At 60.8% G+C, this 20,490-nt stretch carries 16 protein-coding genes; 12 read left to right on the top strand and 4 right to left on the bottom strand.

Annotated elements, in window-relative coordinates; all coding sequences use genetic code 11:
- Nucleotides 1-792 carry a tRNA1(Val) (adenine(37)-N6)-methyltransferase gene (locus BN1800_RS12990; protein ID WP_027507777.1) on the top strand — a complete coding sequence of 264 codons (792 nt, stop codon included), beginning with the start codon at nt 1-3 and terminating at the stop codon, nt 790-792.
- On the opposite strand, the gene BN1800_RS12985 is transcribed toward BN1800_RS12990, so the two are convergent.
- A complete protein-coding gene (locus BN1800_RS12985) occupies nt 770-2,110 on the bottom strand; it encodes an Nramp family divalent metal transporter (protein WP_086998015.1) in 1,341 nt (446 codons plus the stop codon). The two genes, BN1800_RS12990 and BN1800_RS12985, sit on opposite strands and share 23 nt — an antisense overlap.
- Nucleotides 2,111-2,273: 163 nt before the next feature.
- On the opposite strand from BN1800_RS12985, the gene BN1800_RS12980 reads away from it, so the two are divergent.
- From BN1800_RS12980 to BN1800_RS12940, 9 genes are all read left to right on the top strand, one after another.
- Nucleotides 2,274-3,134 (top strand): S49 family peptidase, encoded by an 861-nt coding sequence (locus tag BN1800_RS12980; RefSeq protein WP_027507775.1) that lies wholly within the window; start codon nt 2,274-2,276, stop codon nt 3,132-3,134.
- An 18-nt stretch (nt 3,135-3,152) separates the two neighbouring features.
- Nucleotides 3,153-3,344: a membrane protein gene (locus BN1800_RS12975; protein ID WP_027507774.1), complete on the top strand. Its 192-nt coding sequence runs from the start codon at nt 3,153-3,155 to the stop codon at nt 3,342-3,344.
- A gap of 95 nt (nt 3,345-3,439) precedes the next feature.
- On the top strand, nt 3,440-4,399 hold the full coding sequence (locus tag BN1800_RS12970; RefSeq protein ID WP_086998011.1) for a glycine--tRNA ligase subunit alpha: 960 nt from the start codon (nt 3,440-3,442) through the stop codon (nt 4,397-4,399).
- Nucleotides 4,400-4,731: 332 nt separating this feature from the next.
- Nucleotides 4,732-5,283, top strand: coding sequence for a LemA family protein (locus tag BN1800_RS12965; protein WP_027507772.1), 552 nt, complete (start codon nt 4,732-4,734; stop codon nt 5,281-5,283).
- A gap of 92 nt (nt 5,284-5,375) precedes the next feature.
- Entirely contained in the window at nt 5,376-6,638 is a 1,263-nt protein-coding gene (locus BN1800_RS12960) for a 3-phosphoshikimate 1-carboxyvinyltransferase (RefSeq protein ID WP_086998008.1), read from the top strand.
- Between the two features lie 44 nt (nt 6,639-6,682).
- Complete coding sequence (locus BN1800_RS12955; RefSeq protein ID WP_086998127.1) at nt 6,683-8,617, top strand: DUF2207 domain-containing protein; 1,935 nt, start codon at nt 6,683-6,685, stop codon at nt 8,615-8,617.
- Between the two features lie 196 nt (nt 8,618-8,813).
- Complete coding sequence (gene purD / locus BN1800_RS12950) at nt 8,814-10,085, top strand: phosphoribosylamine--glycine ligase (RefSeq protein ID WP_027507769.1); 1,272 nt, start codon at nt 8,814-8,816, stop codon at nt 10,083-10,085.
- Between the two features lie 107 nt (nt 10,086-10,192).
- Nucleotides 10,193-10,657, top strand: a complete 465-nt coding sequence (locus BN1800_RS12945) for a plant virulence effector HPE1-like domain-containing protein (protein WP_027507768.1) — start codon at nt 10,193-10,195, stop codon at nt 10,655-10,657.
- Between the two features lie 357 nt (nt 10,658-11,014).
- Complete coding sequence (locus tag BN1800_RS12940; protein WP_086998004.1) at nt 11,015-12,835, top strand: methyl-accepting chemotaxis protein; 1,821 nt, start codon at nt 11,015-11,017, stop codon at nt 12,833-12,835.
- Nucleotides 12,836-12,901: 66 nt separating this feature from the next.
- Here the strand turns inward: BN1800_RS12940 and BN1800_RS12935 are convergent, their stop codons facing one another.
- The 3 genes from BN1800_RS12935 to glyS form a co-directional block, all read right to left on the bottom strand.
- Nucleotides 12,902-13,396: a 2-thiouracil desulfurase family protein gene (locus BN1800_RS12935; RefSeq protein WP_086998124.1), complete on the bottom strand. Its 495-nt coding sequence runs from the start codon at nt 13,394-13,396 to the stop codon at nt 12,902-12,904.
- Between the two features lie 157 nt (nt 13,397-13,553).
- Nucleotides 13,554-13,934 carry a cupin domain-containing protein gene (locus BN1800_RS12930; RefSeq protein ID WP_027507765.1) on the bottom strand — a complete coding sequence of 127 codons (381 nt, stop codon included), beginning with the start codon at nt 13,932-13,934 and terminating at the stop codon, nt 13,554-13,556.
- A gap of 74 nt (nt 13,935-14,008) precedes the next feature.
- Nucleotides 14,009-16,321, bottom strand: coding sequence for a glycine--tRNA ligase subunit beta (glyS, locus tag BN1800_RS12925; RefSeq protein WP_086998001.1), 2,313 nt, complete (start codon nt 16,319-16,321; stop codon nt 14,009-14,011).
- Between the two features lie 415 nt (nt 16,322-16,736).
- On the opposite strand from glyS, the gene BN1800_RS12920 reads away from it, so the two are divergent.
- Together BN1800_RS12920 and BN1800_RS12915 are read left to right on the top strand one after the other, a co-directional pair.
- Complete coding sequence (locus BN1800_RS12920) at nt 16,737-19,046, top strand: Tex family protein (RefSeq protein WP_086997998.1); 2,310 nt, start codon at nt 16,737-16,739, stop codon at nt 19,044-19,046.
- Between the two features lie 138 nt (nt 19,047-19,184).
- Entirely contained in the window at nt 19,185-20,444 is a 1,260-nt protein-coding gene (locus BN1800_RS12915; protein WP_086997995.1) for a cyclopropane fatty acid synthase, read from the top strand.
- Nucleotides 20,445-20,490 lie beyond the last annotated feature (46 nt).

The following is a 20,490-nucleotide window of genomic DNA, read 5'->3' as shown; positions in this document are numbered from 1 at the left end:
ATGAACGGCGCTTCCGACACGATCGATGCCTTCCATCGCGGCCGCTTCCACGTCGTCCAGCCGAAGGGCAGGGGGCACCGTTCGGGCATGGATGCCATGCTGCTGGCCGCCCTCGTCGCCGACGACCGCTCGATAAAGGTCGCCGATCTCGGTGCTGGCGCCGGTGCTGCAGGGTTGGCCGTGCTCTCCCGGCTGCCGAAGGCGGAAGCTGTGCTGTTCGAGCGCTCTGCGGAAATGGCCGATTACGCCCGGCGCAGCATTGCCTTACCCGAAAACGCCCATATGGCAGGCCGCGTTTCGGTCGTCGAGGCAGATGTCACCTTGACGGCGAAGGCGCGAAACGATGCGGGCCTTGCCGATGAGGTCTTCCATCACGTCATCATGAACCCGCCTTTCAACGACGCAGGCGACCGGCGGACGCCGGATGCCCTGAAGGCCGAGGCGCACGCGATGACGGATGATCTTTTCGAAGGCTGGATTCGTACCGCCTGCGCGATCATGATCCCTGGAGGGCAATTGTCGCTGATTGCGCGGCCGCAATCGATCGCCGAGGTCATCACCGCCTGCGGCCGGCGATTCGGCGGCATAGAGATTACCGCCATCCACCCGCGCGAGGGCGAGAATGCCGTCCGAATCCTGGTGACGGCGATCAAGGGCTCGCGGGCGCGGCTTTCATTGCGCACACCGCTCATCATGCACGAAGAGGGAACACATAAGTTCTCCCCCTTCGTCGATGATCTGAACAATGGCCGCGCGGCCTATGCGAGGCTTAGCCGGTCACGAAATCGATAAGCAGCTTGATATTCAGTCCAGCGATGACGATTGCAATCACGTAGGCAATGGCGCTCAGCCAGCGGGGCGCGACGAGTTCGCCCATCTTTGCCTTGCTGGCGGTGAACATCACCAGCGGGAAGACGGCGAAAGAAAGCTGCAGGCTGAGTACGACCTGCGTCAGGATCAGCAATTGTGCCGTGCCCTGATTGCCGTACCAGATCGTCACGATGGCTGCCGGCACGATCGCGATGGCGCGGGTGATCAGACGACGAACCCATGGCTGGAGTTTGATCTTCAGGAAGCCTTCCATGACGATCTGGCCCGCAAGCGTTGCCGTCACGGTCGAATTCAGGCCGCAGCAGAGCAGCGCGATACCGAAAAGCGTCGGCGCGATCGCAAGCCCAAGCAGCGGTGAGAGCAGCGAATGCGCCTCGCCGAGTTCGACAATATCCGTCCGGCCGTGGGCGTTGAACGCGGCTGCCGCCAGGATCAGGATCGAGGCGTTGATCAGCAGGGCAAAGCAGAGCGCGAAGGTCGAGTCGATCGTCGCATACGTGAGCGCCTCCCGCTTTTCCGGCACGGTATGACCGTAGGCGCGGGTCTGCACGATGCCGGAATGCAGGTAGAGATTATGCGGCATCACGGTCGCGCCGAGAATGCCGAGCGCCAGATAAAGCATTTCCGGATTGCTGATGATTTCCGTCGTCGGGAAGAAGCCCTTGATGACAGCGCCCCACTGCGGATCAGCCAGGAATATCTGCACGCCGAAGCAAAGCGCAATGACGCCGAGCAGCGTGATGATGAAGGCTTCGATCCAGCGGAAGCCGAGCTTTTGCAGATAGAGAATGAGGAAAACGTCGAGTGCCGTGATCAGCACGCCGAGTTCCAGCGGGACCCCGAAAATTAGGTTGAGGCCGATCGCCGTGCCGATCACCTCGGCGATGTCGGTCGCGATGATCGCGATTTCCGCAAAAGCCCAGAGCGGCACGGAAACGAATTTTGGGAAAGCGTCCCGGCAGGCCTGCGCCAGATCGCGGCCGGAGGCGATGGCAAGCCGGGCGCAAAGCGATTGCAGCACGATCGCCATGAGGTTCGAAAGCAACGCGACCGTGAGTAGCGTATAGCCGAATTTCGAGCCGCCGGCGAGTGACGTCGCCCAGTTTCCGGGATCCATATAGCCGACCGCGACCATGTAGCCGGGGCCGGCAAAGGCGGCAATCCGCCGGAGTTTCGATCCCGGGCGGCCTGTTCCTATCGTGCGATAAACGTCTGAAAGCGAGGCTTCTTCGCGGTCGTGCCGCCAACCGCCTTTTGGAGTACGCTTCAAAACATCCATGTGATTTCCGCTTTGGTACCAATGTCCGCAATATGCCCGATTAGCATGATAATGCAAGTCATTCGCAAAATGAAAAATCGGATGCACCTTGGAAAGGGGGCCATTGCGTTTGCCGTTCCATTGCATACATGGATTGCGACCTCGAGAGCGAGAAGGATTTGAAATGGCCGGATTTTTGAGAAGACTGGTGCCGAAGCGTTTCCGCAAGGAAGGGGTGGTTATCCCGGTCGTCAGGCTCCAGGGTGCAATCATGAGCGGCGGCGGCCAGTTCCGCCCGATGCTCAATCTCGCCAATGTCGCGCCTGTGCTGGAAAAAGCCTTCTCTGACAAGGATGCTCCTGCTGTCGCCATCGCCGTCAATTCGCCTGGCGGCTCGCCGGTCCAGTCGCGGCTCATCTTCACGCGCATCCGCGAGCTTGCCCGTGAGAAGCAGAAGAAGGTGCTGGTCTTCATCGAAGATGTGGCGGCCTCTGGAGGTTATATGATTGCCCTTGCCGGCGATGAAATCATTGCCGACCCAACCTCTATCGTCGGTTCGATCGGCGTTGTCTCCGGCGGCTTCGGGTTTCCCGAACTCCTCAAGAAGATCGGCGTCGAGCGCCGCGTCTATACCGCCGGTGAAAACAAGGTGATCCTCGATCCCTTCCAGCCTGAAAAGGAGAAGGACATCGAATATCTGAAAAGCCTTCAGCTCGAGATCCACGAGGTCTTCATCGCCATGGTGCGCGAACGCCGCGCCGGCAAATTGAAGGGTGACGAAACCGTCTTTTCCGGCCTATTCTGGAGCGGTACGCGCGGGCTTGAACTCGGCCTCGTCGACAGCCTGGGCGACATGCGCCAGGAGTTGAAAAGGCGCTACGGCCCGAAGACTAGGTTGCAGCTCGTCACCGCCGCCCGCAGCCTTTTTGGCCGGCGAGTGCCAGGTGTATCGCCCATCTCGTTTGATGGCGTGGCAACAGGTTTCGCAGCAGGACTTGTCGAAGCGGCGGAAGAAAGAGCATTGTGGGGCCGCTACGGGCTCTGAGAGGAGAAGCGAAGGGAGATGGCGCAGCTTATAACAATCATAATACTGGTCGGCGCCGCCTGGTGGCTCTACCGCCGCTTCATCTCCGATGCCAAGCGCCTGCAGGAAAAATCCCGCCGTGCCGAAAAGGAACGCCAGACTGGCGCCGTCGGCACGCTCGTCAAAGACCCGGCGACCGGCGAGTATCGTGTGAAGCGGGAGGATGAGTAGGCTTGGCGTCACGGGCATTTCCGCAAAAGCCTTGACCCCTATCGCCTGCCGTGGCACCTGTCCGCGCACTTTTCGTACGAATTCGGAAGCCGTCCATGTCTGCATCGATCCCCGACCATATGAACCCGAAGCGCTCGTTCCAGGCGCTGATCCTGACGCTTCATAACTACTGGGCGGACAAGGGTTGTGCGGTCCTGCAGCCTTACGACATGGAAGTCGGCGCCGGTACGTTCCATCCGGCGACGACGCTGCGCGCTCTCGGCCCGAAGCCGTGGAAGGCTGCCTATGTCCAGCCGTCGCGCCGCCCTTCGGATGGCCGCTATGGCGAGAACCCGAACCGTCTGCAGCACTATTATCAGTATCAGGTCATCCTGAAGCCGAACCCGCCGAATCTGCAGGAACTCTATCTTGGCTCGTTGGCGGCGATCGGTCTCGATCCGTTGCTGCACGACATTCGCTTTGTCGAGGACGATTGGGAAAGCCCGACGCTTGGCGCCTGGGGGCTTGGGTGGGAGTGCTGGTGCGACGGCATGGAAGTCTCGCAGTTCACCTACTTCCAGCAGGTTTGCGGCATCGAATGCTCGCCGGTCGCCGGCGAGTTGACCTATGGTCTCGAGCGTCTGGCGATGTATGTGCAGGGTGTCGACAACGTCTACGACCTGAATTTCAACGGCCGCGAAGGCGACGAGAAGATCAGCTATGGCGAAGTCTTCCTGCAGGCCGAACAGGAATATTCGCGCCACAACTTTGAGTTCGCCAACACCGAGATGCTGCATCGCCATTTCATCGATGCGGAGAAGGAATGTCAGGCACTTCTCGCAGCCGGTGCTCCGGGCGACGGCGACAATCAGCGGCTGCATAAATGCGTCTTTCCGGCCTACGACCAATGCATCAAAGCAAGCCACGTCTTCAATCTGCTGGATGCGCGCGGCGTGATCTCGGTCACCGAACGGCAGAGTTACATTCTGCGGGTGCGCACGCTCGCCAAGGCCTGCGGCGAAGCCTTCCTGCTGACGGATGCGGGTGGCGTGAATATCGCGAGCGCCGCCGCCTGAAAATACCGCTCAGTGGCGGTTGTTGGACCGGATAATAACGCGCCGGGGTGCCGGCCGCGGGGTGTTCCGGAAGACGACAAGAGATGCGATCGCCGACAGGCTCAATAAGAAGATTGCTGTGCTCATTGTCTGACTGTTCCTCGTCATGAGTTTCAAGTATGCCGCAACCAGTCGCGTAACAGAAAGATACAGCCCGTTCTCCGCGCGCGATATCGCGAAATTTCACTAGTTATGGTGGAATTTGTCGGAGAAGGAGCGGAAATGCGGGATGACAATCCGGCCGAAGCCGCATAGTCTCCAACCAACATTTGCGCCGTTGCGGGGGATTCGCGATGTATATCCTTCTCGGTGCGATCGCTCTGATCGCGCTTTATCTTGTCTTTGTCTACAACGGTCTCGTCCGCGCTCGGCAGATGGCTGAGGAAGCATGGTCCGGCATTGATGTGCAGCTGAAGCGCCGTGCAGATCTGATCCCGAACCTCATTGAAACGGTCAAAGGTTACGCCACCCACGAAAAGAGCACGCTGGAAGAGGTCGTCGAGCTGCGCAACAAGGCGCAGGCGGTGCCGGCAGGCGATGTTGCGGGCAGGGCACAGGCGGAAGGCCTTCTCGGCCAGGCGCTAGGCCGCGTTCTGGCGCTGGCGGAAGCCTATCCGGACCTGAAGGCGAACGAAAACTTCTCCGAGCTTCAGGCCTCGCTCGAAACCATGGAGAGCGAAATCCAGATGGCCCGCCGGTATTACAACGGTGCTGCCCGTGATCTCAACGTCAAAGTCGAGAGCTTCCCGTCCAATCTGGTCGCCGGGCAGTTCGGTTTCCAGAAGCGGGAATATTTCGAGATCACCAACGAGGCCGACCGCGCCGTTCCGGCCGTCAAATTCTGATATGGGCGTTTGCCTTTGCGCAAAAGCTGCTATGAGCAGGGCCGGTTAAGGCCGCAGTGCGGCCAGCGCAGTGGACGGAATAGACAGGCGTCATGAGCAAGGACAAGAAACTCAGCATCATCCCGGTTAAGGCGCCGCTCGTTGGGCGCGCCGTGCCGCCCGGTTCGAAGTCGATCACCAACCGCGCATTGCTTCTGGCGGGCCTCGCCAAGGGCACCAGCCGCTTGACCGGCGCCCTGAAGAGCGACGACACGCGCTATATGGCCGATGCCCTGCGCGCCATGGGGGTCTCCATCGATGAGCCGGACGATACCAGCTTCGTCGTCACCGGAAGCGGCAAGCTGCTGCCGCCGAAGGCACCGCTCTTCCTCGGCAATGCGGGCACGGCGACGCGCTTCCTGACGGCCGCTGCGGCGCTCGTTGATGGCACTGTCGTCATCGACGGCGACCAGCATATGCGCAAGCGCCCGATCGGCCCGTTGGTCGACGCGCTGCGGTCGCTCGGCATTGATGCGACGGCCGAAACCGGCTGCCCGCCGGTGGTGGTGAATGGCACCGGCCGCTTCGAGGCGAGCCGAATCGGGATCGATGGCGGTCTCTCCAGCCAGTATGTGTCCGCGCTGCTGATGATGGCGGCCGGCGGCGACCGTCGGGTCGATATCGAACTCCTCGGTGAGGATATCGGCGCGCTCGGCTACATCGATCTCACCACGGCGGCGATGCGCGCCTTCGGCGCAAGTGTCGAGAAGACCAGCCCGGTCGTCTGGCGCGTCGAGCCGACCGGTTACTCCGCAGCCGATTTCGTCATCGAGCCGGATGCGTCGGCGGCAACCTATCTCTGGGCGGCCGAAGTCCTGACCGGCGGCTCCATCGACCTCGGCGTTCCGAATGGCGCTTTCACGCAGCCGGACGCGAAGGCTTACGATATGATCGCCAAATTCCCGCACCTGCCGGCCGAAATCGACGGCTCGCAGATGCAGGATGCTGTCCCGACGCTCGCCGTGCTCGCAGCGTTCAACGGGACGCCCGTCCGCTTCGTCGGCATCGCCAATCTGCGCGTCAAGGAATGCGACCGCATCCGCGCGCTATCGACCGGCCTGACGCAGATCCGCTCGGATCTGGCGCGCGAGGAAGGCGATGATCTCATCGTTCAATCCGATCCGTCGCTGGCCGGAAGGCACCTTCCCGCCGAGATCGACACCTTTGCCGACCACCGCATCGCCATGAGCTTCGCGCTTGCCGGGCTGAAGATCGACGGTATCACGATCCTTAATCCGGATTGCGTCGGCAAGACGTTTCCTGCCTATTGGCGGACGCTGGCGGGACTGGGCGTCAGATATGCGAACGAGGGCTGACATTTTCTGAGGCGGCAGCGCGCCGCCGGCGGGGGCGAGGTATGATGATCCGGCGGCTTTTCGGCCTTTGCTTCATTCTGTTTCTGGCGTTTGTCGCGCACAGGGCAAGTGCTGCGGAGGTCATCAACTCCTTCGCATCGGATATAAAGCTCGAAAAGAGCGGCGCGATGACGGTGACGGAGACGATCACCGTCAATGCCGAAGGTGACCGTATCAGGCGCGGCATCTTCCGCGACTTTCCGCTGACGTTCGTCGATGAAGAGGACCGCCGCCGCACCGTCGACTTCGACGTCGTCTCGGTGAAGCGCGACGGAAATGACGAGCCGTGGAAGACGGAATCCATTTCCGGCGGCATCCGCATCTATGCTGGGTCGGAAGACGTCATGCTTCCGCCCGGCCGCCATCAATATGCCTTCACCTACACCACCAATCGCCAGATCCGGTATTTCGAAGATCACGACGAGCTTTACTGGAACGTCACCGGCAATGGCTGGATCTTTCCGATCATGGCCGCGACTGCGACCGTGACTCTACCGGATGGTGTTAGCGCAATAGATACGAATTTCTTCACCGGCCCGTTTGGCGCGACGGACAAGAATGCCCGCATCTCGGGCAGCGACACTCGACCGATTTTCTCGACAACCAGGCCGCTCAATGCCAACGAGGGCCTGACGATCGCTGTCAAGTTTCCGAAGGGTGCGATCGATCCGCCGAGCGCCGAAGATCGGCAGCGATGGTGGTTGAGCGACAACCGGGACTATTTCATCGGCTTCGGCGGCCTCGTCCTTGTTTTCCTCTACTACACCCGCGCCTGGTTGAAGGTCGGGCGCGATCCTTCCCGCGGCGTCCTTGTGCCGCGCTGGGACGCCCCGGACGGTATCTCGCCTGCGCTCGTCAATTATATCGACAACAGGGGCTTTTCCGGCGGGGGCTGGACGGCGCTTTCGGCAACGGCACTGAACCTTGCGGTTCGCGGCTATGTCGTTCTTGAAGACCTCAAGCAATCGATCATCGTGCGCCGCACGGAAAAGCCGGCGGGTAAAGAGAAGCTGGAAGCCGGCGATACCAGCCTCCTGAACGCCGTCGGCAACAAGGGATCACTGACGATCGACAAGGCAAACGGCGAACGTGTGAAGTCGGTCGGCCAAAGCTTCCGCTCTTCGATCGAGCGGGAGCATCGCGGCAAATACTATAATTCCAACACCGCCTATACCGCAGGCGGCATCGCGCTCAGCGTCGCAGCACTCGTCGCTCTCTTCGTTTTCGGCACGCTGGAGCCTGATACGATCGCGCTTATGATCATCCCGATCGTCGTTTCCGTCTTCGTTGCCATCTTCGTGGCAGGCTTTGCAAGATCGATCCGCCCCGGCGGGGCCTTGGGCGGCAAGATCGTCGCGGTGATCGCGATCGCCTTCGCTGTCTTCGTCGGTTTCAGCATCATTTCATCGCTGGGTCTGGCGCTTTTCTCCACGCTCTTGGAATTCCACGAGACACCAATGCTCTTTGCCGTCGGCGGCATCGTGCTGCTCAATCTGCTCTATGTCTTCATCATGGGTGCGCCGACGCCGCTCGGCTCGAAGATGATGGATGGCATCGACGGCCTTCGCCAGTATCTGACGCTTGCCGAGAAGGACCGGATGAACATGGCCGGTGCGCCGGAAATGTCGCCGCAACATTTCGAGAAGCTGCTGCCCTATGCGGTTGCGCTCGGTGTCGAGAAGCCCTGGACCCGCACGTTCGAAACCTGGCTCGCGGCGGCTGCTGCCGGTGCGGCCGCGGCCTATGCACCGTCCTGGTATTCTGGCAACTTCAGCAGCGGCAGCTTCTCCGATCGCATCGGCGGCTTCTCGTCGTCGATGGCGTCGACCATCGCCTCGACCATTCCCTCGCCGCCACCCTCCAGTTCCTCTTCCGGTTTTTCCGGCGGCGGTGGCTCCTCCGGTGGTGGCGGGGGAGGCGGTGGAGGCGGCGGCTGGTAAAAGACGCGCGGCGGCTTGGCAGCCCCTCATCCGGCTGCCGCCGCCTTCTCCCCGCTGGGGAGAAGGCGGCCTGAAGGGCCGGATAAGGGGGCCGCGCGGTATATCGCAGGCGATTAAGCCCTCCCACTCGCCACCAACACTTGACCTTTCGCTCTTGGCCCCTTAACCGCCAGACGGAAACGGGAAAGGATCGGGCATGAAGGTTCTGTTGATCGGTTCGGGCGGACGCGAGCATGCGCTTGCCTGGAAGCTGGCGCAATCGCCGCTGTTGACGGAATTCTATGCCACGCCGGGCAACCCGGGTATTGCCGAGCACGCAGCGCTCGTTTCCCTGAATGTCGAGGATCACGAGGCGGTCGCCGCCTTCTGCCGGGAAAAAGCGATCGACTTCGTCGTCGTCGGCCCCGAGGCGCCGCTGGTTGCAGGCCTTGCCGACCGCCTGCGTGCCTATGGCTTGAAGGTTTTCGGCCCTTCCGCTGCCGCGGCCCAGCTCGAAGGTTCCAAGGGCTTCACCAAAGATATCTGTGCCCGCTACAACATCCCGACGGGCGCCTACCAACGCTTCAACAACGCCCCGAAAGCAAAAGCCTATATTCGCGAACAGGGTGCCCCGATCGTCGTCAAGGCTGATGGTCTTGCCGCCGGCAAGGGCGTGACGGTGGCGATGACTGTTGAGGAGGCACTTGCCGCCGTTGACGATTGTTTCGAAGGCGCGTTCGGCGCAGCCGGTGCCGAGGTGGTCGTCGAGGCTTATCTCGACGGCGAGGAGGCAAGCTTCTTCTGCCTGTGTGACGGCCGGAACGCGCTGCCGCTCGCAACCGTCCAGGACCACAAGCGGGTGGGCGAGGGCGATACCGGCGTCAATACCGGCGGCATGGGCGCCTATTCGCCGGCGCCGGTGATGACTGCCGAAATGATCGAGCGGACGATGAAGGAAATCATCGAGCCGACGATCCGCGGCATGGCCGAAAGCGGGTACCCCTTCTCCGGTGTGTTCTTCGCCGGACTGATGATCACCGCAAAAGGCCCGGAACTGATCGAATACAATGTCCGTTTCGGCGATCCCGAGTGCCAGGTGCTGATGATGCGGCTGAAGAGCGATCTGCTGCCGCTGCTGCTGGCAGCCGCTGAGGGCACCCTCGACAAAGTCATGGCCGAGTGGAGCGACGATCCGGCGCTGACCGTCGTGATGGCCTCCAAGGGCTATCCTGGCTCCTACGAGAAGAACACGCCGATCGTCTCGTTGCCGGAGGCAGGCGACGGCGCGAAAGTGTTCCATGCCGGCACGTCATTAAAGGGCGGCGAACTTGTCGCCACCGGCGGCCGCGTGCTGAACGTGACCGCCACCGGCAGAACCGTCGGCGAGGCGCAGAACCGCGCCTATGCCTTGGTCGACAAGGTGGAATGGGAAAACGGCTTTTGCCGCCGCGATATCGGCTGGCGGGCGATCGAGCGCGAAAAAGCTTAACCTTCGGCCCAAAATCGGGTCAGTTCTCTAAATTTTTACCCTTTCCCCTGACGGGATGGAAATAAAGGCGCTCTATTCTGCTCCCATAGTAAGTCGGAGCAGCTTCCATGCGTCAATTCATTCTCGGTGCGGCAATTCTTCTGGCAGCCGGTTCGGCGATGGCCTCGTCGATCGAGGTGATCGGCAAGACGCCGCGCACCGGCGGCGAAAGCATCGTGACTGAGACCTGCGCTAGCTGCCCGCCGCTGCAATCGACCGAGCGTAAGAAGGACTACACGGTGCCGGCGCTGCCGCCCGGCGCAATCCAGGAAAGCGCGCTCCGCGATGTGGCAGGAGAGCCGAAGCTCTACCGCACTGAAGGCTGGATGGGCGGCTCGCCCGTCGTTTTCGTGACCAAGGCAACGCCCGAAGTCATTGCAGCCTTCAAGGAAACCGTTCCCGCCGAGGGCATTGACCCCACGGCAACGACCTCCGTGATCGGAGGCGATGCGAAGCCTGTTGTTGCCGGCATGTCCGTCTCGATGGAACAAACCGCGCCGCTCGACGTTTCCGGCTTCAAGCTGCGGATGTAATTTCCAAAGTTCCCTGCCCCTGACCCGATCAAAGTTTTGATCGTTCGGGGTTCCGCCTCTTTGGCGGACTGAATGCGCTCCTGAAGAGAAGCAGGGGCGCATTCTTTTTTAATTGAATTGCAAAGTACTCATGCAACCTAAGCGAATTGTGCAAGAAAGCATGACTCAGATTTGGCACTGTTGATCTTCAGCAAGCTCAGAAGCGTTAAGTAATCATTCAGCCATTCACAATAATTTTACTTACGGAGGACCGGAGTGAGCATGATTGCGCTTGCTGAATGTGCGTGGTGACACGCGCGAAGGGACGGGAGTTGACCGATCCGGTGTTGCAAATTCACCATTTTTCGCGAGACATTCATGAAAAATCTAAAGATTTCAAAACAACTGATATTGCTGGTGACGGGCCTGATGATTGCCTTTGTGATCGCCACCAGCCTGCAACTCAAATCGTCTGCCGACGGCATCTACAACGAGCGTTACGAAATGCTGCGCGCGGAAGTGGAATCCGCCGTCTCCGTCCTTAAGCTCTATCAGTCCAGGGTCGAAGCTGGCGAACTGACGCTGGACGACGCGAAAAAGCAGGCGTACGCCACGCTTACCGGCATGAAGTATAATCCAGACGGTTACTTTTTTGCCTATGACTACGACATCACCATCGTCTTTCACTACGACAAGACCAAGGTCGGCCAGAACGTGAAGGGCCAGCCGGATATCAAGAACCACTTGTATCGCGAGGAACTCGTCAAGCTCGGCCAAAGCGGCGGCGGTATGACGGATTACTATGCGAGCAAGCCAGGCGAGCCCAAGGATGCGACTTTCCGGAAGACCGCCTATGCGCTCGACTTCGCGCCATGGAAGATCGTGGTCGTCACCGGCGTCTACATGGACGATCTCGATGTGCAAGTGCGCGGCAGGATCATGACGGCGCTCATCAGCAGCCTCGTCCTTTTCATCCTTGCGATCGCGGCTGCCTATTTCGTCATCCGCGGTATTTCCAGGCCGCTTTCAGATGTCCACACAGCCCTGAAGGCCGTCGCCGACGAGGATGTGTCGGTTGCTATCCCGCACGCCGGTATGGGTAATGAAGTGGGCATGATGGCCAAGGCTACGAAGGCGCTTCAGGAAAAAATCCGCGAAAGGCAGGCGCTGGCCCTGCATCAGGCGGAGCAGGAATTGGCACTGAGTGCCGAGCGCGAAAACAATCTCCGCCTGCAGCAGGAAGAAGCCCGGATGCAGGCAGGCGTCGTTTCCACGATCGGCGAGGCACTGGAACTGATTGCCCGTGGCGATCTGACGGTTCGCTGCGGCGATATTGGCCAGAAATACGCCGCCCTTCGCGACAACTTCAACGACGCGCTTTCGCATCTCGAAGCCGCGATGGCCAAAGTCAGCGCCAAGGGCGGTGATATCGGCATGGCGAAGGAGGAAATCCGCCGCGCCTCGAACGAACTGTCGCAGCGCACCGAGCGCCAGGCCGCGAGTCTGGAGGAAACCTCGGCCGCTCTCGACGAACTGACCGTCGCCGTCCGCCAGACGGCGGAAGGCGCGCACGAGGCCGCCAAGCGCGTACACGCCGTCAGCACCGAAGCGAACCGCAGCGATGCGGTCGTCACCGAAGCGATCGAAGCGATGAGCGGCATCGAAAAGTCGTCCGACGAGATCGGCAAGATCATCGGAGTCATCGACGATATCGCCTTTCAGACGAACCTGCTGGCGCTGAATGCCGGTGTCGAAGCTGCACGCGCCGGCGAATCCGGCAAGGGCTTTGCGGTGGTCGCCCAGGAAGTCCGCGAGCTGGCTCAGCGCTCCGCCGCTGCCGCCAAGGAGATCAAGGATCAGATCGCCCGTTCTTCCAGCCAGGTCGATCAGGGCGTCCGCCTTGTCGGCGAGGCAGGGGAAGCGCTCAAGCGCATCTCGGATCAGATCAAGGCTGCCAACGAGATCGTCGCCAAGATCGCCCACAGCGCCTCGGAGCAGGACACGACGCTGCGCTCGATATCGTCCTCGATGAACCAGCTCGACACGGCAACGCAGCAGAATGCGGCGATGGCCGAAGAAACGACGGCATCGGCGGAAACGCTGGCGGCCGATACCGACGAACTGCTCGGCCTCATCCACGGCTTCCGTGTCGGCAGTGCAGCTCAGACGATCACTGCTCCGGCACGCCGCGCGGCCTAGGCCAGTCGTTTTCAAAGACAACATATTAGCGGCCGCCCGAGAAATCCGGCGGCCGCTTCTTTTTTCTCAGACGGCCGCGGCGAGGCTTTCCACCAGCCGGTCGATTTCCCGATCGGAGAATACCTGGATTCCCGCGCGCATCAGCAGGGCAGCGGTGACGCCCCTGCCGCTATGCTGCGCGCCGCTGAAAGACCCGTCATAGATGAAGCCGGAACCGCAGGAGGGGCTGCCGTCGATGAGCAGAGCGTAGGCGCAGCCCGTCTCTTGAGCCAGCCTGAGCGCATTCTCTGCCGCCTGCCGGAATGTCGCCGTTACATCGTCGCCGGTGATCTCGACGACGCGCGCTCTACCCGCAAGCACATCTTCGCCGCTCGCCCCGCCCGCGATTTCCGCCGGCGGCCGCGGCACGGGCATGCCTGCCGACATCTCCGGACACATCGTCACGAGCCTGCCCTCCGCCCGCCACCGCTCGATCGCCGGATGCGCAAGCGGCTTCGCCCGGCCGTCATAACGGACGGCATGGCCCATGAGGCAGGCGCTGACGAGAATTTTTCCGGTCATGATTGTCTGATAGCTCTGCTGCGCCTCAAATGCCAGTGCCAGTGGGGTTATCAGACATCGGAAGCGGGCAGCGATGCGATCGAATCTCGAAACCAGCGCCGGGCGGGAGGTACGTCTCACTGCCCACCAGAAATCTAGCTCCGAAATCTTGCGGCGGTCAGATCCAGATGTCGTTCTGGGCCGTCCTTTCGCCGCCTTCATCACCGGTATTCAGTGTTCCGCGCGGCTCGATGAGCAGCATCTTCACTTCGGAAGCTGCGTGAGGCTTGTGCTTGACGCCTTTCGGGACGATGTACATCTCTCCGGGGCCGATCGACACGGAGCCATCCGGAAAATCGATCCTGAGCACACCGTCGAGAACGATGAAAGCTTCATCTGTCGTCGGGTGATCGTGCCAGATGAAGTCCCCTTCAATGCGGACGATCTTGAACTGATAGTCATTGAGTTCGGCAATGACGCGTGGCTGCCACTGATCGCTGAACTTCGAAAGCTTGTCGGCAAAGTTGATGGGCGCGTAGGTCTTGGTCGTCTGATCCATCTTGATCTCCATTCTGCAGCCTGCAGTCGATAAACAAGGATGAATCAGCCGTCTTGTACGTTTGTGACCGGATTCTATCCGGCGATCTTCGAGAAGTCCGCAACTGTCCCCGTCGCCTCGCGGATGAGCCGCAGCAGGGCGAGGCGGTTGGCGCGGATCGCCGCGTCTTCATCGTTGACGAGCACGTCGTCGAAGAAGCGGTCGACCGGGGCGCGGAGCTTCGAAAGCGCCTCCATCGCCGAACGGAAGTCTTCCTTGGCGATTGCAGCGGAAGCCTCGGCCGAGGCTTCGGTGATGGCTGAAAAGAGCTCCTTTTCGGCATCGAGCCGGAACAGATTTTCCGAAACGCCGTCGGCGATCACTGTGCCCTTCTTCTCCTCGGCGGCGAGAATCTGCGTCGCGCGCTTGGTGCCGACCAAAAGGTTCTTGCCGTTTTCCGAGGTGATGAATGCCGTCAGCGCCTCGATGCGGCGGGCGATCATCAGGAGGTCGTCGGCTTCGGGAGTGACAACGGCGTCGATCAGATCGTAGCGGGCACCTTGATCGCGGAGATAGACCTTGAGGCGGTCGTGGAAGAAGGAGAGGAGGCTGATCGCCAGCTCATATTCTTCCTCGATTGTCTTTGGGTGGCCGTCAGCGAGATAGGTCTCGCAGTATTCGATAGCGGCGTATTGTTCTTTTATGAGCTTCTCGAATTCGGACTTATCCTCACCCTGTTGGATCCTAAGCTCGAAGAGTCTTATCGAAGCTTCATGGCTGGCGATGGCCACAGCCCATTCGCTGCGAAACGCGGCGCGAAACAGCGGGATGAGGGATGCTCTAATTCCTCGTTCCAGCAGCAGCCGTATAGATCCTAGCGCTGCGCGTCTTAGCGCGAACGGATCCTTTGAGCCGGTGGGTTTTTCATCTATGCGCCAGAACCAAACAAGCGTGTCGACCTTATCAGCAAGAGCGATGCATATGGCGACCTTGTCGGTAGGCACGCGGTCTGTGGGGCCTTGAGGCTTATAATGGTCCTCCACGGCCGCCGCCACCGATTCTTCTTCACCTTGCAGCAGCGCGTATTTCTTCCCCATTGTGCCCTGCAGTTCGGGGAATTCGCCGACCACCTCAGTTCGCAGGTCCGCTTTTGCCAACACTGCGGCACGGCTGACCTTTAAGGCATCTGCATCGACCACTTTCCCGATTTCGCCGGCAAGGGTGCGAATGCGGGTTACCCGTTCGCCCTGCGTTCCAATATGGGCATGGAACGTCACATGCAGCGTATCGAGCTTTGCCATCCGCTGATCCAGCGGCTTCTTCAGATCAAGCCCGAACTTTTTGGCTGAAACCTCCAGCGTCTCCAGGTCAGGCAAGTTCCCCTGGTCGCGCTTCCAGAAATGCAGCGCGTCGGAAAGGCGGGCGCGGACGACCTTGCCGTTGCCGTGGATGATTTCCTTGCCGCCGTCGCTCGCTTCAATGTTGGAAACGAGGACAAACTTGTTTGAAAGCGTCTCGTCGCCCGGTTTGCGTGTGACGAAGCACTTCTGGTTGGTCTTGATCGTCAGCCGGATGATTTCGGAGGGGATCGAGAGGTAGTCCTCCTCGAAGGCACCCATCAGCACCTGCGGCCATTCGACGAGGCCGGAGACCTCTTCGAGCAGGCCTTCGTCCACGACCAGTTCCAGACCGGCCGCGAAAGCAAGGTCGCGGGCGTCGTGCAGGATGATGTCCTTGCGGCGCTCGGCGTCGAGAATGACCTTCGCCTTTTCGAGGCTTGCGGCATAGTCGTCGAAGCGCTTGACGGTAATGGCGCCGGGCGCATGGAAGCGATGGCCGTAGGTGACGTTGGAGGCAACGACGCCGTCGATCTCGAAGGGGATGACCGTGGTTTCCTCATGCTCGGTGCCGAAGGTGCAGACGATCGATTGCAGCGGGCGTACCCAGCGCAACGATCCCGGCCTCGATGAGGCCGTGCCCCAGCGCATGGATTTGGGCCAGGGGAAATCGCGGATGATCCGGGGCATCACCTCGGTGATGATTTCGTCGGCCGCGCGGCCGGGCTTCGAAACGACGGCAATGTAGAAATCGCCCTTTTTCGGGTCGCTCTGCACCTGCGCCTCGGCAATCGAGGAAAGGCCGGCGCCGCGCAAAAAGCCTTCGATTGCCTTCTCGTTGGCGTCAATGCGCGGCCCCTTGCGCTCTTCGCGCACATCAGCGGAGCGGGCGGTCAAGCCGTGGATGTCGAGCGTTAGGCGCCGGGGCGTCCAGTATTCGCGGGCGCCCTCATAGGAAAGACCTGCCTCCACCAGCGCATCGGTGACCAGCTTCCTGAGATCGCCTGCGGCCTTGCGCTGCATGCGGGCGGGAATCTCTTCGGAGCGAAGTTCGAGAAGCAGGTTCGGCATGTGACTATGATCCTTGCACCGTCGGAAGAAAGCGGTCTGAAACGGTGGCTTCTGCTAGCAAAGAAAGCGGTCCTCGCACAACCGCAAAAAAGCGGAGGAGGGCGATCACGATAAAGGCCCTTCCCCGATCCCTCACCACAAGGGGGAGGGGCTACGATGCCGCTCACTTAATGCCCTCTCGCAGCGTTGTTCCACGAAGAGGTCGCTTTGCGGCGAACGATGGTGGCAGTTAAGTCCCTCCCCTTGTGGGGGGGTGGGGAGGGTCTTTCGCGGGTTGGGGAGGCGTCTTCGTCCAGAAGGGGTGGGAGGTTTTCGCATTAGTGGGGCCTCCGCTCTGTGGAAACCCATCTCGGGCATTGCCTTGCCGCTTTTCGCCGCTATGGTCCCGGCACTTTCGTGAATTCAGGGAAATCCCATGGCCGCAGACCTTCGCTCGCTTGCCGCAGTCATCGCCTCCGAAATCAATGCCCGGCCGGACCAGGCCAAAGCCGCGATCGAGCTGCTCGATGAGGGCGCGACCGTTCCCTTCATCGCGCGCTACCGCAAGGAAGTGACGGGCGGGCTGGATGATACGCAGCTGCGCACGCTCGCCGAACGCCTCGTCTATCTGCGCGAGCTGGAGGCCCGCCGCGACACGATTGTCGAATCGATCGCCGGCCAGGGCAAGATGACCGACGAGTTGATGGCCAAGATCGCGAGCGCCGCCACCAAGGCGGAGCTCGAAGACCTCTATCTGCCCTACAAGCCGAAGCGCCGCACCCGTGCCGAAATCGCCCGCGAGCGCGGTCTCGGGCCGCTGGCCGAAGCGATCGTCGCCGACCGCTCGAAGGAACCCGCTGCGTTGGCTGAAGGCTACATCACTGCCGATGTGCCGGATGTGAAAACGGCGCTCGAAGGCGCACGCGATATCATCGCGGAAGGCATTGCGGAAAATGCCGATCTGCTCGGTAAGCTCCGCGCCCATATGCGCAAAGCCGCGCTTCTGAAGGCCAAGGTCGTGGATGGCAAGCAGGCGGCGGGCGAGAAGTTCTCGGACTATTTCGGCCATTCCGAACGCTGGGCGACGGTGCCCGGCCACCGCGCGCTTGCCATGCTGCGCGGCTGGAACGAGGAAGTGCTGACGCTGACGATCGAAGCCGATGCGGAGACCGCCTCACCCAACAAGCCAGTCGAGCGGATGATCGCCGAAGCTTACGAGATCGGTCCGAACCGCCCCAGCGACCGCTGGCTGATGGATGTCGCAAGCTGGACCTGGCGCGTGAAGCTTTCCATGTCGCTGTCGCTCGACCTCATGCGCGAATTGCGCGAACGCGCCGAAGAGGAAGCGATCCACGTCTTTGCACGTAATTTGAAGGATCTGCTGCTTGCGGCGCCTGCAGGTTCGCGTGCCACGATGGGCCTCGATCCGGGCATCCGCACGGGCGTCAAGGTCGCGGTCGTCGACGGCACCGGCAAGGTCGTCGCAACCTCCACGGTCTACCCCTTCCAGCCGCGGAACGATGTGCGTGGCACTCAGGTGGAATTGGCCTCGCTCATCCGCAAGCACAATGTCGAACTGATCTCGATCGGCAACGGCACCGGCAGCCGCGAAACCGAAAAGTTGGTAGCCGACATGCTGGTCGATCTTCCGGGCGCAAAGCCCACCAAGGTTATCGTTTCGGAAGCCGGCGCATCGGTCTATTCCGCGTCCGCGACTGCTGCAGCCGAATTCCCGGACCTCGACGTATCGCTGCGTGGCGCCGTTTCCATCGCCCGCCGCCTGCAGGATCCGCTGGCAGAACTCGTCAAGATCGAGCCGAAGTCGATCGGCGTCGGCCAGTACCAGCATGACGTGGACCAGCAGAAGCTGTCGCGATCGCTCGATGCCGTCGTCGAAGACGCGGTGAATGCCGTCGGCGTCGATCTCAACACGGCTTCCGCGCCGCTGCTGTCACGCGTCTCCGGCCTCGGCCCGTCGATTGCCGAAGCCATCGTCGTCCATCGCGACCAGAACGGTCCGTTCGGAAGCCGCCGCGACCTGTTGAAGGTCGCCCGCCTCGGCAACCGCACCTTCGAGCAGGCGGCGGGCTTTCTGCGTATTCCGAACGGTAAGGAGCCCCTCGACGCATCATCGGTCCATCCGGAAGCCTATGGCGTGGCGAAGAAGATCGTCGCCGCCTGTGGCCGCGATCTGCGTTCGCTGATGGGCGACAGCGCCGCTTTGAAGGCGATCGATCCGCGCCAGTTCATCGACGAGAAATTCGGCCTGCCGACGGTCAAGGATATCCTCACCGAGCTGGAAAAGCCCGGCCGCGACCCGCGCCCGAACTTCAAGACGGCCACCTTTGCCGAAGGCGTCAACGAAATCTCTGATCTCAAGCCGGGCATGGTGCTGGAAGGCACGGTGACCAACGTCGCGGCCTTTGGCGCCTTCGTCGATATCGGCGTGCATCAGGACGGCCTTGTGCATGTCTCGCAGCTTGCCGACCGCTTCGTCAAAGATCCTCACGAAGTTGTCAAGGCCGGCGATGTGGTGACGGTGCGAGTCGTCGAAGTCGATGCGAAGCGCAAGCGCATCGGTCTTTCGATGCGCAAGGATGACGGTTCGCCGGCTTCGGCACCGCGCGGCGAGCCCCGTGGGAATCAGGGTGCACGGCCGCAGAACGACCGGCGTCCGCTTGTCCCGAGACAGGAAACACAAGGCGCCTTCGGCGCTGCGCTCGCAGAGGCCATGAAGCGAAAATAAAGGCTTAGCTGCGCCCATTGCAAAAATGTCACAGTTTGGCAGCCTTGTTGCGGAACTGCCAAATACGGCGCTTGTGTGGCGGAGGAGAGGGACTAAGTTTAATCCGTATCATCCTGTCACATTTGCGAGGCCCAGTGCATGGCGTCGGGATTTTTATCGATTGTCAAAAAAATCATCTGCAAGGGTAATCTGAAGCTCACGCTGGCCAATGGCGAGACACATGCGATTGGCGATGGCGGCGGGGATCTGGTCGTCGTCCGCGTAGCGGACGAGGAGGCCGAGAAGCTCATCCGCCGCGATCCCACACTCAAGCTCGGCGAAATGTATATGGACGGCCGGTTCATTCTTGAGCAGGGCAATATCTACGATTTCCTTTCGATGGTGAAGCAGAACACCACCAACGAAATCTTCGATATTCCGATGGCCGCACGTCTGGTCGGCCGCATCGCCCTACAGCAGCTGAAGAGCCGGCTGCCGATCAATCACAACAAGCGCAATGTCGCCCACCACTACGATCTGTCGGAAAAGCTTTTTGCACTTTTCCTTGATGAAGACTGGCAATATTCCTGTGCTTATTTCGATCCGCCGGGCATCAGTCTGGAGGAGGCGCAACTCGCCAAGAAGCGACATATCGCCGCCAAGCTTCTGCTGGAACCCAATCAGCACATTCTGGAAATCGGCTCCGGCTGGGGCGGCATGGGCATGTATCTGGCGGAGTCGACGACAGGCGTCGATGTCACCGGCATCACGCTCAGCGAGGAGCAGTTGAAAATTTCGCGCGAGCGCGCCCAAAAGCGTGGCCTTGCGGATTGCGTCCGCTTCGAACTGCAGGATTACCGCACGATGACAGGCATGAAGTTCGACCGCATCGTTTCGGTCGGCATGTTCGAGCATGTCGGCATCGGCAATTTCGGCAACTATTTCCGCAAGGTGCACGAACTTCTCGCCGACGATGGCGTCATGCTCCTGCATTCCATCGCCCGCCCAAAGCGGAGCTTTGCGACGAATGCCTTCATCGAGAAATACATCTTCCCGCAGGGCTACATCCCCTCGATCGGCGAGACGGTGCCTGCGATCGAGAAGGCCGGGCTGTTGATCAGGGACATCGAAGTCCTGCCGCTACATTATGCTCATACGCTCCGCCACTGGCGGGAGCGCTTCGTGACGCGAAAGGCGGAGGCCGTTGCCCTTTACGACGAGCGGTTTTTCCGCATGTGGGAGTTTTATCTCGCCGGCTCTGAAATGGGCTTCCGCTGGGACGAACTCTTCGTCATGCAGATCCAAATTTCCAAGAACCAGTACTCGACACCGGACAACCGCAATTATATTGCCGAGAATGAGGCGAAGCTGAAGGAGTTCGAGGCCACACGGCCGCCCTTGGAAAAGGTGGTTTTCTGACATCACGGCGCGGCGACCGCGCCTTTTCTTTAAGGAAGGTGTGCAG

It is taken from the genome of Rhizobium sullae (assembly GCF_900169785.1).
GTDB classification, from domain to species: Bacteria; Pseudomonadota; Alphaproteobacteria; order Rhizobiales; family Rhizobiaceae; genus Rhizobium; species Rhizobium sullae.
This window is presented reverse-complemented; position numbering and strand designations above follow the sequence as displayed.